General features: G+C 69.3%; 13 protein-coding genes. 2 read left to right on the top strand and 11 right to left on the bottom strand.

What is annotated here, in order from left to right; translation table 11 throughout:
* Positions 1–7: 7 nt before the first annotated feature.
* The 7 genes from ASF76_RS10590 to ASF76_RS10560 all read right to left on the bottom strand — a co-directional run bounded on the left by ASF76_RS10590 (position 8) and on the right by ASF76_RS10560 (position 6,692).
* Complete coding sequence (locus tag ASF76_RS10590) at positions 8–1,558, bottom strand: RCC1 domain-containing protein (protein ID WP_055957031.1); 1,551 nt, start codon at positions 1,556–1,558, stop codon at positions 8–10.
* Between the two features lie 298 nt (positions 1,559–1,856).
* Positions 1,857–2,792, bottom strand: a complete 936-nt coding sequence (locus ASF76_RS10585) for an ABC transporter substrate-binding protein (RefSeq protein ID WP_055957029.1) — start codon at positions 2,790–2,792, stop codon at positions 1,857–1,859.
* Positions 2,789–3,571 carry an ABC transporter permease gene (locus ASF76_RS10580; RefSeq protein ID WP_055957027.1) on the bottom strand — a complete coding sequence of 261 codons (783 nt, stop codon included), beginning with the start codon at positions 3,569–3,571 and terminating at the stop codon, positions 2,789–2,791. Before ASF76_RS10580 ends, ASF76_RS10585 begins: the two co-directional genes overlap by 4 nt.
* On the bottom strand, positions 3,568–4,311 hold the full coding sequence (locus ASF76_RS10575) for an ABC transporter permease (RefSeq protein ID WP_055957025.1): 744 nt from the start codon (positions 4,309–4,311) through the stop codon (positions 3,568–3,570). Before ASF76_RS10575 ends, ASF76_RS10580 begins: the two co-directional genes overlap by 4 nt.
* Positions 4,308–5,132 carry an ABC transporter ATP-binding protein gene (locus ASF76_RS10570; protein ID WP_055957023.1) on the bottom strand — a complete coding sequence of 275 codons (825 nt, stop codon included), beginning with the start codon at positions 5,130–5,132 and terminating at the stop codon, positions 4,308–4,310. The genes ASF76_RS10575 and ASF76_RS10570 overlap by 4 nt, the downstream gene beginning before the upstream one ends.
* Positions 5,133–5,146: 14 nt before the next feature.
* Entirely contained in the window at positions 5,147–5,449 is a 303-nt protein-coding gene (locus ASF76_RS10565; RefSeq protein ID WP_055957021.1) for a DUF427 domain-containing protein, read from the bottom strand.
* A gap of 310 nt (positions 5,450–5,759) precedes the next feature.
* Positions 5,760–6,692, bottom strand: coding sequence for a 4-(cytidine 5'-diphospho)-2-C-methyl-D-erythritol kinase (locus ASF76_RS10560; RefSeq protein WP_055957019.1), 933 nt, complete (start codon positions 6,690–6,692; stop codon positions 5,760–5,762).
* Positions 6,693–6,932: 240 nt separating this feature from the next.
* On the opposite strand from ASF76_RS10560, the gene ASF76_RS10555 reads away from it, so the two are divergent.
* A complete protein-coding gene (locus ASF76_RS10555) occupies positions 6,933–8,513 on the top strand; it encodes a stealth family protein (RefSeq protein ID WP_055957017.1) in 1,581 nt (526 codons plus the stop codon).
* On the opposite strand, the gene ASF76_RS10550 is transcribed toward ASF76_RS10555, so the two are convergent.
* Together ASF76_RS10550 and rsmA are read right to left on the bottom strand one after the other, a co-directional pair.
* A complete protein-coding gene (locus ASF76_RS10550; protein WP_055957015.1) occupies positions 8,464–9,399 on the bottom strand; it encodes a phosphodiesterase in 936 nt (311 codons plus the stop codon). The genes ASF76_RS10555 and ASF76_RS10550 overlap by 50 nt on opposite strands.
* 316 nt (positions 9,400–9,715) lie before the next feature.
* Positions 9,716–10,555 carry a 16S rRNA (adenine(1518)-N(6)/adenine(1519)-N(6))-dimethyltransferase RsmA gene (gene rsmA / locus ASF76_RS10545; protein WP_055957012.1) on the bottom strand — a complete coding sequence of 280 codons (840 nt, stop codon included), beginning with the start codon at positions 10,553–10,555 and terminating at the stop codon, positions 9,716–9,718.
* 66 nt (positions 10,556–10,621) lie between these two features.
* Here rsmA and ASF76_RS10540 point away from each other — a divergent pair, with 66 nt between their 5' ends.
* Positions 10,622–12,082: a sugar porter family MFS transporter gene (locus ASF76_RS10540; protein WP_055957010.1), complete on the top strand. Its 1,461-nt coding sequence runs from the start codon at positions 10,622–10,624 to the stop codon at positions 12,080–12,082.
* A gap of 346 nt (positions 12,083–12,428) precedes the next feature.
* Here ASF76_RS10540 and ASF76_RS10535 read toward each other — a convergent pair whose 3' ends face one another.
* Complete coding sequence (locus ASF76_RS10535) at positions 12,429–13,319, bottom strand: TatD family hydrolase (RefSeq protein WP_055957260.1); 891 nt, start codon at positions 13,317–13,319, stop codon at positions 12,429–12,431.
* Positions 13,320–13,453: 134 nt separating this feature from the next.
* Entirely contained in the window at positions 13,454–15,028 is a 1,575-nt protein-coding gene (metG, locus tag ASF76_RS10530) for a methionine--tRNA ligase (RefSeq protein ID WP_055957008.1), read from the bottom strand.
* Positions 15,029–15,054: the final 26 nt, after the last annotated feature.

Here is a 15,054-nt window from a genome sequence, read left to right as displayed (position 1 = left end):
CCCCGCCTTACGGAGCCGTGACCATGTAGACCGCCTGCGCCCCGCCCTGACCCGACGTGGCGCCCCGAAGAATACTGGCCGCGCGCAGCAGCGTGAGCGAGGTGCCGTCGGTCCGACCGATGTTCCACGCCAGCTGAGCACCGCGGTTCCACACCGACCCGTTGCTCTTCAGCGCGAAGACGCCACCCTGCGAGGCCGTCATCGTGACCACATCGCTGGCGATCTGCACCGGCGACAGGATATCCGCCTTCGTGGAATCGATCTGCAGGTCGTCGTTACGCCCCCACGCCCACAGGGTGCCGTCCGTCTTGAGGGCATACCCCGTCGCCCCGAAGCCGTCCCAGTAGAGCCCCGTGGTGCCCGCGATCGCGGTGACGTCGGTAAGACCGGGGATCTGCTTCGGAACCGCGCTCGACGTCGTCGTCCCATCGCAGAGCTGTCCGTAGTTGTTGCGTCCCCACGCCCAGACGGAGCCGTCCGAACGGAGGCCGACGAACCCCGCGCCGAAGCCGTCTGCGACGTCCGTGAAGCCGTCGAGCGCCGTGACGCGGACCGGCGATGATCGGCTCGTGAAGGTCCCGTCGGCGAGTTCTCCGCTGCCGTTACCTCCCCATCCCCACCAGGTCCCATCGCTCTTGCGCGAGAGACGCGCCGTGAACATCGCCCCGTACACGCGGCTCGCGCCGCCGAAGGAGGGGATACGGGCGGGCGTCGTGCGGCCCCCGGAGACGGGCTCGCCGAGCTGGTTGCCGTCACCGCTTCCCCAGGCCCAGACGTCGCCGACCGTGTCGATGGCGTACGACGACGTGCCCATCGCCGCGATCGAAACGATCGACGGGAGTCCGGGCACCTTCGCCCACGTCGCCCGGCTCGTGGTCGTCCCGTCGCCGAGCGTGCCGTTCTGGTTCTGTCCGGTGGCCCAGACCGAACCGTCGGCGAGCAACACCAGCGTGAACATGCCGTTTCCTCCGGGGTATCCGGAACCTCGCGCATCGACGACGGGCGACGGGAAGACCAGCGACGTCTGACGCATCGCGCCGATCGGTCCCGACGCCCATCCCAGGCCCAGCTGCCCGCCGGAGTTGTTTCCGCCGACGAGGAGATTGGCCCCGTACACCGTGAAGACGCGGGTGGTCGACTCGCCGCCGACGAGGGCCGTCACCATCGCCGAGCTCCCGGGGGTGGTCCACGGCGTCGCCAGATCGATCGTCGTCGCGTAGACACCGTTCGCATCGGTGACACCTGCTGCACCGCCGAATTGTGCCCCCGAAGGGCCGGTGAGCGAGACGGCCACTCCGGCGGCCGGCGCGCCCCCGCTCGCGATGGTCACGGTCAGCGGGGTGCTTCCACTCGCCGGCAGCACGCCGGTCGGCGCGGCGATATCCACCGCATACGTGCCCGACAGCGCCAACGCCGGCGTGCTGGCGACCAGCGTGATCGCCGGCACAGACCAGAGCGCTGCCCCGACGACGGTGCGACGCGACGGCAGCGAAGACGCTCCGGAGGAAGACTCCGGAGGCTCCGACGCGGAGCGGGCGAAAGGAAGACGATCAGTCATGTGGACTCCAGGTTCGAGTGGACACACGGCACGCGGACATGCGGCCCGGTCCCCTCCATCCTCAGAACCACCGTGACCTCGCGCCGACGGCGTCACAGGGAAATCAACACGAAGCGCCCGTACTTCACCCGGCGGCGGCGAGACGAGGCATCCCACGACGAGAACGGTGCGTCCAGGGCCATCGATGAGCGTGGCGGGGGCCGTGTGTGTGAGCCTGCCGTGCAATGACGTCGAACAGGCACGACAACGAAGGCCGCCCCCAACGGGACGGCCTTCGTCGTGGTGCGGCGACGCTGGATCAGACCAGCCCGGCCTCCTTCAGCCAGTCGGCGGCGGCGGTGGACGCCGATGCCTGCTCGCTCCCCTCGACGCGGTCGCGCAGGGCGATCAGGTCGTCGGTGGTCAGCTTGGCCGAGACGGCGTCGAGCGCCTCCTTCAGCTCCGGCGTGTCGATGGACGCGCTGAGCAGCGGGAGCACGTTCTGCGCCGCGATCAGGTTCTCAGGGTCTTCGAGCACGAGGAGGTTCTCGGCCACGAGCGCGGGCGAGGTCGTGTAGATGTCGGCCACCTGCACGGTGTTGTCGACGAGCGCACGCACGGTGTCGGGACCGCCGAAGTCCTCGTAGGGCACGAAGGTCACGTTGCTGACGCCGTACACCGAGGCCAGACCCGGGATGCCGTATCCCAGCTCCGCGAACTGCGGGTTGGCACCGAGGCTGAACGGCTGCACCTTCGCCAGGTCGGCGATGGAGGTCAGGCCGTTCGCCTCCGCGTACGCCTGAGTGACGACGTAGGCGTCCTTGTCTTCGGCCTCGGCCGACGAGTACACGACGAGGTCGTCCGCCGCCACGGCGTCGGTGAGCGCCGCGTCGACGTCTTCGGTCGTGCGCTGGGTGAACTCGGTGTCGTAGTACGCCAGCAGGTTGCCGTTGTACTCGGGGATCAGGTTGATCGAGCCGTCCTGCAGGGCCGGAATCGTCTGCTGACGTGGGCCGATGTTGAACTTGGTCTGGACGTCGAAGCCCTTCGCCTCGAGGGCCTGGGCGTAGATCTCGCCGAGGATCTCGCTCTCGGGGAACGCGAACGACCCGACGGTGATCTGGCTCGAGTCGCCGCTACCGGCATTACCGGTGTCGGGAGCGGTGGGATCCGCCTGCGAACACCCTGCCAGGGCCACGACGGCCCCGACCGCGATGACGCCCGCGGCGACCCGGCCTTTACTGAAAATGCTCATGCTGTGACATTCCTCTCGTGGGTTGGTGTTTCCACCACCGACTCGGGACGGGACGCCCCTCGACGGACTTTGTTTCCTCGGCCGCCGGCGCCGACTCCGGGGCCGCGGGTGAAGCGTTGGACGAGCGCGAACAGCGCGTCGACGACGAGGGCGAACACCGTCACGAGGATGGCGCCGCCCAGGATGCGGTCGTAGTCGTTGAGACCGATTCCGCTGCTGATGATGCGGCCCAGCCCGCCGAGGCCCGCGTAGGACGCGATGACCGCGGTGGCGATGACCTGCAGGGTGCCCGCGCGGAGTCCGCCGATGATCAGCGGCAGGGCCAGAGGGATCTCGACGCGCGTCAGGATCTGCATCTCGGTCATGCCGACCGCGCGGGCGGCGTCGATGACGGGCCGCGAGACCGACTCGAGACCCGCGTACGCCCCCGCCAGGATGGAGGGGATCGCGAGGATGACGAGGGCGACGATCGTGCCCCAGAAGATGCCGGACGGGCCCCTCACGACCGAACCGAGCACCATCGTCAGGAAGAACAGCACGCCCAGGGTAGGCAGGGCGCGCATGGCACCGGTGAATCCGATGACGAACTGGCGGCCCTTCCCGGTGTGACCGATGTAGAACCCCAACGGCAGGGCGATGAGCGCCGCGATCACGACGGCGAGGGCCGTATAGAGCAGGTGCTCGAGAAGGCGGTCCTGGATGGGCAAGGGGGATTGTCCCCCCGGCTGCCAGTTCTGGGGCGCGAAGATCCACGCGATCGCGTCGAGGAAGAGGTTCACTCGCGGCCCCCCGGGAGAACAGCGTTACCCGCGGCGATGGGCGCGGTGCCCCCCGATGCGAGGTGGGTGAGGGCGACGTCGCGCTTGGCGCGTCGGCGCGTGCCCCGGTCGACGCGGACCCACGGCATGAGGATGCGTCCCAGTGTCACCAGGATGAGATCGAACAGGAGGGCGATGAGGAGCGTGGCGATGATGCCCACGGCCACCTCTTCGAGGTTGTTGCGCTGCTTGCCGTTGGTGAACAGGTATCCGAGGTTCTCGGAACCGATGAGCACGCCGACCGAGACCAGGGCGATCGTCGACACCGACACGACGCGGAGTCCCGCGAGCATGACGGGTCCCGCGAGCGGGAACTCGACGCGCCAGAATCGACGCCACGCCGAGAAGCCCATGGCGGTGGCCGCCTGCTTGGTGTCGGCCGACACCGAGAAGAAGGCGTCGGAGGTCGCGCGCACCATGATGGCGACGGCGTAGATCGTGAGGGCGACGATGAGGTTCGTGTCGCTCAGGACGCGCGTGCCGATAATGGCGGGCAGGATCACGAACAGCGGCAACGACGGGATCGTGTACAGCAGGCTCATCGCCGTGATCATCGTGGCGCGAGCGTACCGGCTGGTCAGAGTCAGGCGTCCCAGCGGCACGGCGATCACGAACCCGAGCACGATGGGGATGATGCTCAACCGGATGTGGTTGAGCGTGAGATCCAGCACGAGGGGGAAGTTTCCCCACAGCCAGGTCACGACACCGGCTCGTCTCTCAGGGCGCCCTGCGTGCGTCCCTCGGCATCCACCACGACCGTTCCGGTCGGCGTCTGCTTGAGGTGGAGCGCGCGCTTACCCTTCACGGCGCCGATGAAGCTCGCCACGAAATCGGATGCCGGGTTCTCGACGATCTCGCTGGGGGTGCCGACCTGGGCGATCTTGGCCCCCTTTTCGAGGATGACGACCTGGTCGCCCAGAAGGAAGGCCTCGTCGATGTCGTGAGTGACGAAGACGATCGTCTTGCCGATGTCGCTCTGCAGGCGGATGAGCTCCTGCTGCAACTCATCGCGGACGATCGGGTCGACGGCGCCGAACGGCTCGTCCATCAGCAGGATGTTGGGATCGGCGGCGAGTCCGCGCGCGACGCCCACCCGCTGCTGCTGCCCGCCCGAGAGCTGGCTGGGGTAGCGGTCCGCCATCGCGGCATCGAGCCCGACGGTCTTCATCAGCTCGAGGGCTCGCGTGCGCGCGGCCTTGCGGTTCTGGCCCTGCAGCACCGGCACGGTGGCGATGTTGTCGGCGACGGTGAAGTGGGGAAGGAGTCCCGAATTCTGCATCACGTAGCCGACGCTGCGTCGCAGCTGCACGGCCGGCTTACCGCCGATGTCGTCGCCGTCGATCTCGATCGAGCCGGAAGACGGTTCGACCATGCGGTTGATCATCCGCAGCAGCGTGGTCTTGCCGCACCCGGACGATCCGACGAACACCGTCGTCTTACGTGAGGGGATCACCAGGTGAAAATCGTCGACGGCGCGGGTGCCGTCGGGGAAGACCTTTGAGACGGCCGAGAACTCGATCATGGGTTCGACCGACCTCAGTCGGAGACCACGACCTTGCGGTCGAAGGCGACGTAGCCGGCGAAGTCCTTGCCGACGCGGTCGACCGCGCCCGGGCGCAGGTCGGGGTAGGACCACGCGCCATCGGTGAGCTCGGCACCGTCGAGCGAGATGCTCCAGTACTGTGCTGCACCCTTCCAGGGGCACGTGTAGGGGGTGGGGCTCTGCTGCAGAGCACCGTCGCGGACGGCCTGCGGCGGGAAGTACCAGTTGCCCTCGATCGATGCCAGGTCGTCGCGGTCCGCTTCGGCGATAACGACGCCGTCGAGCACTGCCTTCATGGGATACCCCCTTCGTGGCGCCCCGCGGGCACGGCACCCAGCGGTGACGAACCACCTCGGACGAGGGTAGCGAGGTACGGATCGCTCGATCTGAAGATTGCCCCGTATGTCCACCTGGGTTATGGTGCCGCGCCATCCGCCGTTCCGGTGGCTTCGCCAGGCTCAGCCACCTCCGCCCCGCGAGCGCTCTGAGCCGGTGTCGAGGTCCCTGATCGACACCGGAGGTCCCGAGCCACGGCCGCAGCCGAGGTCCCTGCGCTGCGGCCGAGGTCCCTGCGCTGGTCGAAGGGACCGGAACCCGATGCGGCCCTCAGACCACGCGGGCGCCGGGGACCGGGCCGTGCACGTGCAGCGCGACGAGGCCGGCGGCGCTCAGCGTCACCTGCAGGTCGATCGCGGATGCCTCGTCGGCCGCGAGGAAGGCGAGGGTGGGACCCGAGCCCGAGACGAGACCGGCGAGGGCCCCCGAACTCTCACCGCGTTCGAGCACGCGTGCCAGATCCGGACGCAGGTGCAACGCGGGGGCCTGCAGGTCGTTGCGCAGTGTCGCTGCGAGCATCTTCGCGTCTCCCTGCCGGAGCGCGTGCAGCACATCGGGGTCGACGGCGGGCACGCGCGGGGCGGGGCCGATGTCGACCGCGTGGCGCTCACGATGGGCGTCGAGCTCGCCGTAGACGACCGGCGTCGATATGCCGACGTCGTTGGGCACGAGTACCCAGTCGAACCGGCCGCGTGCCAGCGCCGGACTCAGTTCGTCGCCGCGACCTGTGCCCACCGCCGTACCGCCCATCAACGCGAACGGCACGTCGGCACCGAGGCGCGCGGCCAGTCGCGAGAGCTCGCTCATCGGCATCCCCAGCCCCCACAATGCGTCGCACGCGACCAGCGCGGCGGCCGCGTCCGCCGACCCACCGCCCATTCCACCGGCCACCGGCACGGCCTTTCGGATCGACAGGTGAGCGCCGCGGTCCACTCCTGCGGTCTGCGCCAGCAATCGGGCGGCGCGGATGGCGAGGTTGCGATCGTCGGTGGGGACGCCGTCGATGTCGACGGGTCCGCGCGACGACACCTCGAGCGACATCTCGTCGGCGGGCGTCGCGGTCATCTCCTCGTAGAGCGACACCGCCTGGAAAGCAGTCGCGAGCTCGTGGTAACCGTCGTCTTGCACGTCGCCGACCTCGAGGAAGACGTTGATCTTGCCGGGCGCGCGTACGCGCACGGATGAGGGGGTGTGCGTGGTCATCGCCGTTCTCCCGCCCCCGCTCGTCCACCGCTGCCCGCGTGTGCGAGACTGAGGCTTCGGTCCGAGGCCCCCCGCCGCTCCCCAGTCGGTACGGGGAGGTCCGGTCCGGAGCGAGCGATCTGAGTCACTCTTCGACAGTAGCGCTCCGCTCCCCGACGTTCGCCGCCGCTGCCGAAACGTCTTCGAAACCCCGGAACCGTACGGTGACCGGATACCGTCCCCTACCCCCGAGGAGGCAGCATGCGCCCAATGGTCCCCCTGTCGATCGACGCCGACCCATGGCGCGCGCTGCTATCCCGCTCCGACATCCGGATGCATGACGGCATCCTGCACATGGTCGACGACACCGCGACCCCGGCCGTCGCCGAACGGGAAGACCTGTTGACCGCCGCCGCCGCGATCGAGGCCGCGGGGATCCGCGTTCTGCTGGTGCGCGACGCGAACCGCCGCCCCAAGCTCGTCGTCGACACCGCCCACGCCGAAGCCGCGATCGAGGCGCTGCGCGACCCCGAACTCGGCCCGGTCTACATGAAGGCCCGCGGCGAGGACCCCGTGCCCGCGCACAGCGTGCACCCCACCGCCGGATCCGTACAGGCGTACGCGGTCTTCCGCCCGCGCACCTCGACGGAGGGCTCGTATCGCTACGGCGCATCGCTCGCCCCCCGCCTCGAGCTCTGGCGCTTCGGCGAGAAGACGATCGAAGCGCCCCGTCCGAGCGCCCTCAGCCGCCGCCGGTTCGCCGCGACCGACCTCGACCTCGTCGAGGTGGAGCGCTACGGGCGCCGGTGGCAGACCATCTCGGGCATGTTCGACCCCCACCCGAACGAATTCACCGCCGATGTCGACATGGTCTTCTCGTGGGTCGACGGGTCGTCGAGCGAGTTCCAGCGGCAGCGCGCCGCGCGCATGAAGGGGTACGTCGTCGGCGATGGCGACGACAACGCCGCCCGCTACCGCCAGGTCGACGAGTTGCGCTACGCGCTCCGCAGCGTGCACATGTACGCACCGTGGGTGCGCCGCATCTTCATCGCCACCGACTCCCCCACGCCGGAATGGCTCGCCGATCACCCCAAGGTGACGATCGTGCGCAGCGAGGAGTTCTTCGCCGACCCCTCGGTGCTCCCCACGCACAACTCCCACGCGGTCGAGGCCCAGCTGCACCGCATCCCGGGTCTGGCGGAACACTTCCTCTACAGCAACGACGACATGTTCTTCGGGCGCCCCGTGACACCCGAGCTGTTCTTCAGCGGCGGCGGCGTGAGCCGCTTCGTCGAGAGTGGCGTGCGTATCGGCAGCGGTCCCTCGCACATCGACCGATCGGGCCACGACAACGGACTGCGTGTGAACCGCGCCCTGCTCAAAAAGCGCTTCGGCCGGGTCATCACGCTCGACCTCGAACACTGCGCCACCCCACTGCGTCGCTCGGTCGCGGCCGAACTGGAGCAGGAGTTCGCCGACGACTACGCCCGCACCGCCGCGAGCCGCTTCCGTTCGGCGACCGACATCTCGGTCACGAACAGCCTGTACCATTACTACGCGCTGGCGACCGGTCGCGCGATCGTGACGACCGAGCCCCGAACCCGCTACGTGCAGACCACCCAGCTCGACTCCCTGCGCACCATGGAGCGACTCGTCACACGTCGGGACACGGACATGTTCTGCCTCAACGACGGCAGCGTGCCCGAGATCCCCGAAGAAGTGCGCGTGCCGGCGCTCCGGGCATGCCTCGAACGGTACTTCCCGGTCGCAGCCCCCTGGGAGAAGCCCGCGGTCAGCGCAGGATCGGCAGCGGCGTCGTCGGCGGCGACACCGGTCCACTGAGCTCACGCGTGGCCGGGACGACGAGCCCGGCCTCGCGCAGGCGCCGCTGCGACTCGGCGGCATCGACGTACTGCAGCGCCTCGGCTGCCCCGAGCGGGACGACCGAGTGCACGACGGTCTCGTCGTAGACGTGGACGATGTTGAAGCCCTGGGCCGCGTCTTGCGGGCGCGTTCCCCCCACCGGAACCATGAGGTCCTGCGTGTAGCAGGTGGCGGATGCCACCGACACGGGGATACCGGCGAACGTGGCGAACGTCGAATAGTGCAGGTGACCGGCGAGGATCGCGCGGACGTCACTCCCGCGCAGGACGGCGGCGAGGCTGCGCTGGTCGCGGAGTTCCACCGAGGCGGCCAGATCGAGGACGCTCGGCACGGGCGGGTGATGCATCGCGAGGATGGTTCCGAGAGGGGCGGGGGTGGCCAGCACATCGGCGAGCCACGTCAGCTGGTCGGCGCCGACCTCACCGTGGTGGGCGCCCGGCACCGAGGTGTCGAGAGTGATGATGCGAAGGCCGTCGAACTCGTCGACGCGGTCGACCGGCGCGGTCGGGTCGGCGCCGTCGCCGGGAAGCAGGCTCGCACGGAACGCGGTGCGGTCGTCGTGGTTGCCCATGACCCAGACCACGCGCGTCCCCAGGCGCTCGGCGAGCGGCTCCACCAGCGCGCGTACGCGCTCGTACGCATCGGCCTCGCCGAAATCGGCCAGGTCGCCCGTGAACACCAGGGCGTTCGGTCGCACGCCCGACGCGTCGATGGCCGCCACCGCGCGGGCGAGGTAGGCCTCGGAGTCGACGCTGTCGTACAACCGAGTGCCGCCGGCACGTAGGTGGGTGTCGCTGAGGTGCAGCAGCACACGTTCGGCACGGGGGTATTCGGAGTAGCGCATCTCGAGTTCCTCTCGGGCCGTCGGGTGCGGCCTCGTCACCGGCGTGATGCTCCCGGTGCCTCAAAATGTTACAGACATGTTTCGCGAACGCGTGATGAACACGTCGGTAATTCACCCTGACGCGGCTGTGCGCGTCGGCGACACCGCCGTCCAGCTCCTGGCATCCGGAACACGACGGCGGGCGCCGCACCCGACACGCCGCTAAAGACCCGGCGCCCTACGGCGTGTCGCCGAACGCCCCGCCGTTGTGCACCTACGCGCCGCACGCCGCGACCCCGACGGCGCCGCCGGAGCCGGCGCTCGCAGTGGCGGCGCGTCAGAGTGCGGCGACGCGGGCGTAGTCGTCGACCGTCAGCTGCTCGCCGCGCAGCGTCGGGTCGACGCCCGCCTGCTCGAGCACCGCCGACGCCTGGGCCGCCGTGCCGCCCAGCACGCCCGCAAGCGCCTGCCGCAGCATCTTGCGGCGCTGCTGGAAGGCGGCATCCACGATCTGGAAGGTGCGGCGCCGGTGCTCCTCGGTGCCGCGGGGCTCGGCATCCCGGTCGAAGCCGACGAGCACGCTGTCCACGTTCGGGACGGGCCAGAACACCTGCCGCGACACTGTCCCCGCCAGACGCCACGAGCCGTACCACGCAGCCTTGACGCTCGGGGCCCCGTAGATCTTCGAGCCCGGCGGGGCGGCGAGTCGCTCCCCCACCTCGGCCTGCACCATGACGACACCGCGCTGGAGATAGGGGAAGGTCTCGAGGAAGTGCAGCAGCACGGGAACGGAGACGTTGTACGGCAGGTTGGCCACGAGCACGCTCGGCTCGCCCGGCAGATCGTCGACGCGCAGGGCATCGGCGTCGATCACCGTGAGGCGGTCGGCCGGCACGTCGTGCGCCGACGCGGTCGCGGGCAGGCGCTCCGCGAGGCGGTGGTCGATCTCGACGGCGACGACCGAAGCGCCGGTCTCGAGGATCGCCAGGGTGAGGGAGCCCAGGCCCGGCCCGATCTCCACGACGCGATCGGATGAGGTGACCCGCGCGGCGTGCACGATCTTGCGCACCGTGTTGGCGTCGACGACGAAATTCTGCCCGAGCTTCTTGGTCGGGGTGACGTCGAGGTCGGCAGCGAGCCGACGGATCTCGGCGGCACCGAGCAGGGAAACGGGCATTGTTCCACTGTAGTCAGGGCGCCGCCAGAACCCCTCCGGCGCGAGAGCCGGGAGTAGCGTGGGCGGGTGAGTCAGACGCAGTCGATCCCCTCCAACGCCTTCACGCTCCGGAGCCCGTACGGGCGACGAGCGATCGGGCTGTCCCTCGCCGCCGCCGTGGGCGGGTTCCTTTTCGGGTTCGACTCCTCGGTCATCAACGGTGCGGTGGACGCCGTCGAGAGCAACTTCGAGCTCAGCCAGGTGCTCACCGGCTTCGTCGTGGCCGTCGCGCTTCTCGGCTGCGCCGTCGGCGCCGTGGTCGCCGGAGCACTGTCGGACCGCTGGGGCCGGCTGAAGGTCATGCTGCTGGGTGCCGTGCTGTTCTTCGTCTCGTCGATCGGCGCAGCCCTCACCTTCAGCGTCCCCGATCTCATCCTGTGGCGCGTCATGAGCGGTCTCGGCATCGGCATCGCCTCGGTCGTCGCCCCCGCCTACATCGCCGAGGTCGCACCCCGCCAGATCCGCGGTTCGCTGGCGTCGCTGCAGCAGCTCGCGATCACGCTCGGCATCTTCGGAGCGCTCCTCTCCGACGCAGTGCTCGCCAACAGCGCGGGCGGCGCCGCCAATGAGCTGTGGTTCGGGATGGAGGCCTGGCGGTGGATGTTCCTCGTCGGCGTCGTGCCGGCGGCGGTGTACGGCATCCTGTCGTTCACCGTTCCCGAGTCCCCGCGGTTCCTGCTGGCCAAGGGCCGGGTCGACGAGGCCCGCTCGATCTTCGCCCGGCTCGTGCCGCCCGCGGACCTCGAGAAGACGATGAAAGACCTCACGCAGGCGATCGACACCGACCGCAAGAACGCGAATGTATCGCTGCGCGGACCGGTGCTCGGCCTTCAGCGCATCGTCTGGATCGGCATCATCCTGTCGGCATTCCAGCAGTTCGTCGGCATCAACGTGATCTTCTACTACTCCACGACCCTCTGGAAGGCGGTCGGATTCCAGGAGAGCGACTCGCTGCTCATCTCGGTGATCACCTCGATCACCAACGTGCTGGTGACCCTGGTGGCGATCTTCCTCGTCGACCGCGTCGGGCGGAAGCCGATCCTCCTGACCGGTTCGGTATTGATGACGGTATCGCTGGGCGCGATGGCCCTGGCGTTCACCTTCGCGCAGGGCAGCGGCGAGGACGTCTCGCTCCCGGCCCCGTGGGGCACGGTGGCTCTCGTCGCCGCCAACCTGTTCGTCGTCGGCTTCGGCGCCTCGTGGGGACCCCTGGTGTGGGTGCTGCTCGGCGAGATCTTCCCGAGCCGCATTCGCGGTCGAGCCCTCGGCGTGGCCGCCGGTGCGCAGTGGATCGCCAACTTCGCCATCACGGTGTCGTTCCCCGCGATGTCGAGCTGGTCGCTCCCGCTCACCTACGGCATGTACGCACTGTTCGCGGCGCTGTCGTTCTTCTACGTCGCCTTCCGCATCCCCGAGACCAAGGGCATGGAGCTCGAACAGGCCGAGACGTTGTTCGTCGACAAGCCGAAGACCAGAGCGAAGGCATAGCGGATGCCGGAGGGACGGCGCCCCGCGGGGTGCCGGCCTCTCGCGCGCGTGGGGGTCTACCGCGGGCGTTACCTCAGCGATTCGCACAGAGTCAGCGGCATCCGGGAAGAAGCGGGTGAGGTCACGCACATCACTGAGGTTGTGCGCCGCGTCGCGCGTCCTCCGGATCCGTCGGCTTGCGCGGTCGCGTGGGTGGCGATGAGTGCAACCTCCGCGATCTGCACGACCTCCATCGCATTCGGAGGCGCAGGGCTGAGCGAGGGCTACCCGAGCGGGTTCGCGCAACCCCGACGACAGCCCTAGTCGTGAAAGGGAGGGAGCGCGGGCGGCGAGCGCGGTGCGCGGGTCAGTCCTCGAAGGCGCCGTAGACGCGCAGCGTGTTCGCCGCGACCTGGGCGCCCAGTTCGTCGGCGTCGATGCCCAGCTCCGCCGCGAGGAAGCGCAGCGTGACCGGGATCAGGTACGGCGCGTTCGGGCGGCCCCGGTACGGTGCCGGCGTCAGGAAGGGCGCGTCGGTCTCGACGAGGATGCGATCGAGCGGCGTCACGGCGAGGGCGTCGCGCAGGTTCTGCGCGTTCTTGAACGTGACGTTGCCGGCGAACGACAGGTAGTAGCCGCGGTCGGCGGCGATGCGCGCCATGTCGGCGTCGCCCGAGAAGCAGTGGAACACGGTCTTGTCGGGCGCGACGACGCGCTCGAGGGTCTCGAGCACCGCGTCGTGCGCGTCGCGGTCGTGGATCTGCATGGCCATCCCGTGCTTCTTCGCCAGCGCGATGTGCGCCTCGAATGAGCGCATCTGCGCCGGGATGCCATCGGCCCCGGTGCGGAAGAAGTCCAGGCCCGTCTCGCCGATCGCCCGCACGCGCGGCTCGGCGGCGAGCTCGTCGATCACGGCGATCGCGGCATCCAACTCGCCCGCCCGTTCGTACTCGGGAGCTTCGTTGGGGTGGATCGCGACGGCGGCGAGCACGCGCGGGTGCGAGCGCGCGGCCCACGCCGACCAGCGCGAGGAGTCGACGTCGCCGCCGGCCTGGACGACGCCGTGCACGCCGACGGTCAGCGCGCGCTCGAGTTGCTCGTCGAGGGACAGCCCGGTGTCGCCGTCCTCGATCTCGAGGTGGGTGTGGTTGTCGTAGACCGGGATGCCGAGCGGCTCGGGCGCGGGCGGATAGCTGACGTCGCGGCGGCCGTCGGCACTGCGCTCGCGCACGTACTGGCTGGGGTCACCCGCCTGGATCGTGCCGCGGGGGCGCTCGACGGAAGTCGATCCGGCGGCCGAACCCTTGGTCGGGCCGGGCGCCGCCGCACGGGAGCCCTGCTGCTCACCGTCAGCCGCGCCGGACGCCGGGGCCGGCTCCGGTGTCACGGGCGTCACGCCTGCTCGACGCGCGGGAACAACGGCGTGAGAACGGTGACCTTCGCCCCGGCACCCAGCGCGCCCCACTCCCCCGCCCGGCGGAGAGGCTGCTCGACGAGAAGCCCGAGGCCTTCGTCGGCGCCGAGGGCACTCCACAGCTTCTCGGTCGAGCTCGGCATGACCGGCGACAGCAGCACCGCGAGGGCGCGCAGACCCTCGGCCGCGGTGTAGAGCACCGTGCCGAGGCGCTCGCGCTGCGCCTCGTCTTTGGCGAGGGCCCACGGCTCGTTCTCGGTGATGTAGCCATTGAGAGCGTCGACGATGGTCCAGACGGCGGCGATGGCCTCGTCGATGCGGAAGCGCTCCACGGCGGAGTCGGCGGCTGCCGCGGCATCCGCCACGATCTTCTGGATCGCCAGGTCGCCCTCGGCATAGGCGCCGGCCGACGGCACGACCCCCTCGAAGTACTTCTCGATCATCGCGACGGTTCGCGACGCCAGGTTGCCGAAACCGTTGGCGAGCTCGGCCTGGTAGCGGGCCGACAGGTCTTCCCACGAGAAGGACCCGTCTTGCCCGAAGGCGATGGCGGAGAGGAAGTAGAAGCGGTACGCGTCGGAGCCGAACACGTCGGTGATCTCGGTGGGCGCGATGCCGGTGAGCTTCGACTTCGACATCTTCTCGCCGCCGACGAGCAGCCACCCGTGGGCGAAGACGCCGCGGGGCACGTCGAGACCGGCGGCCATGAGCATGGCCGGCCAGATGACGGCGTGGAAGCGCAGGATGTCTTTGCCGACCACGTGGAACGCCGGCCAGCGGCGGGCGAACTGCTCGGGGTCGTTGCCGTAGCCGACGGCGGTGGCGTAGTTGAGCAGCGCGTCGACCCACACGTAGATGACATGCGAGGGGTCCCAGGGCACCGTGATACCCCAGTCGAACGCCGAGCGCGAGATCGAGAGGTCTTTCAGACCGCTGCGGACGAACGAGACGACCTCGTTGCGCGCCGATTCGGGCCGCACGAAGTCGGGCTCGGTCTTGTACAGCTCGAGCAGCCTGTCTTGGAACTCGCTGAGCTTGAAGAAGTAATTCTTCTCCTGCAGCAGTTCGAGGGGCTTGGAGTGGATCGCGCACACCTTGAGGCCCTCGAAGGGACCGGTGCCGTCGACGATCTCGGCCTCGGGCTTGAACTCCTCGCAGCCGACGCAGTACAGCGCCTCGTATTCGCCCGCGTAGATGTAGCCGCGGTCGAACAGCGCCTGCACGAACTGCTGCACGCGCTCCTCGTGTCGTGGCTGCGTCGTGCGGATGAAGTCGTCGTTGGCGACGTCGAGCGTCTCGAGGAGCGGGAACCACGACTCGGTGACGAGCTTGTCGACCCATTCCTGCGGCGTGACGTTGTTGGCGGCCGCGGCGCGCAGCATCTTCTGGCCGTGCTCGTCGGTGCCCGTCAGCATCCAGGTGTCATCGCCCGCCTGGCGGTGCCAGCGCGCGAGAGTGTCGACGGCGACGGTCGTGTACCCGTGCCCGATGTGGGGCAGATCGCTGGGGTAGTAGATCGGCGTCGTGATGTAGAAGGATCGGCCGGAAGTCACTTGAGGATTCTACGCAGGAGGCACCG

Origin of the sequence: Microbacterium sp. Leaf151 (assembly GCF_001424225.1) — a bacterium.
GTDB lineage: Bacteria > Actinomycetota > Actinomycetes > Actinomycetales > Microbacteriaceae > Microbacterium.
Note: the sequence above shows the minus strand (reverse complement) of the source record. Positions and strands in the feature narration are given on the sequence as shown.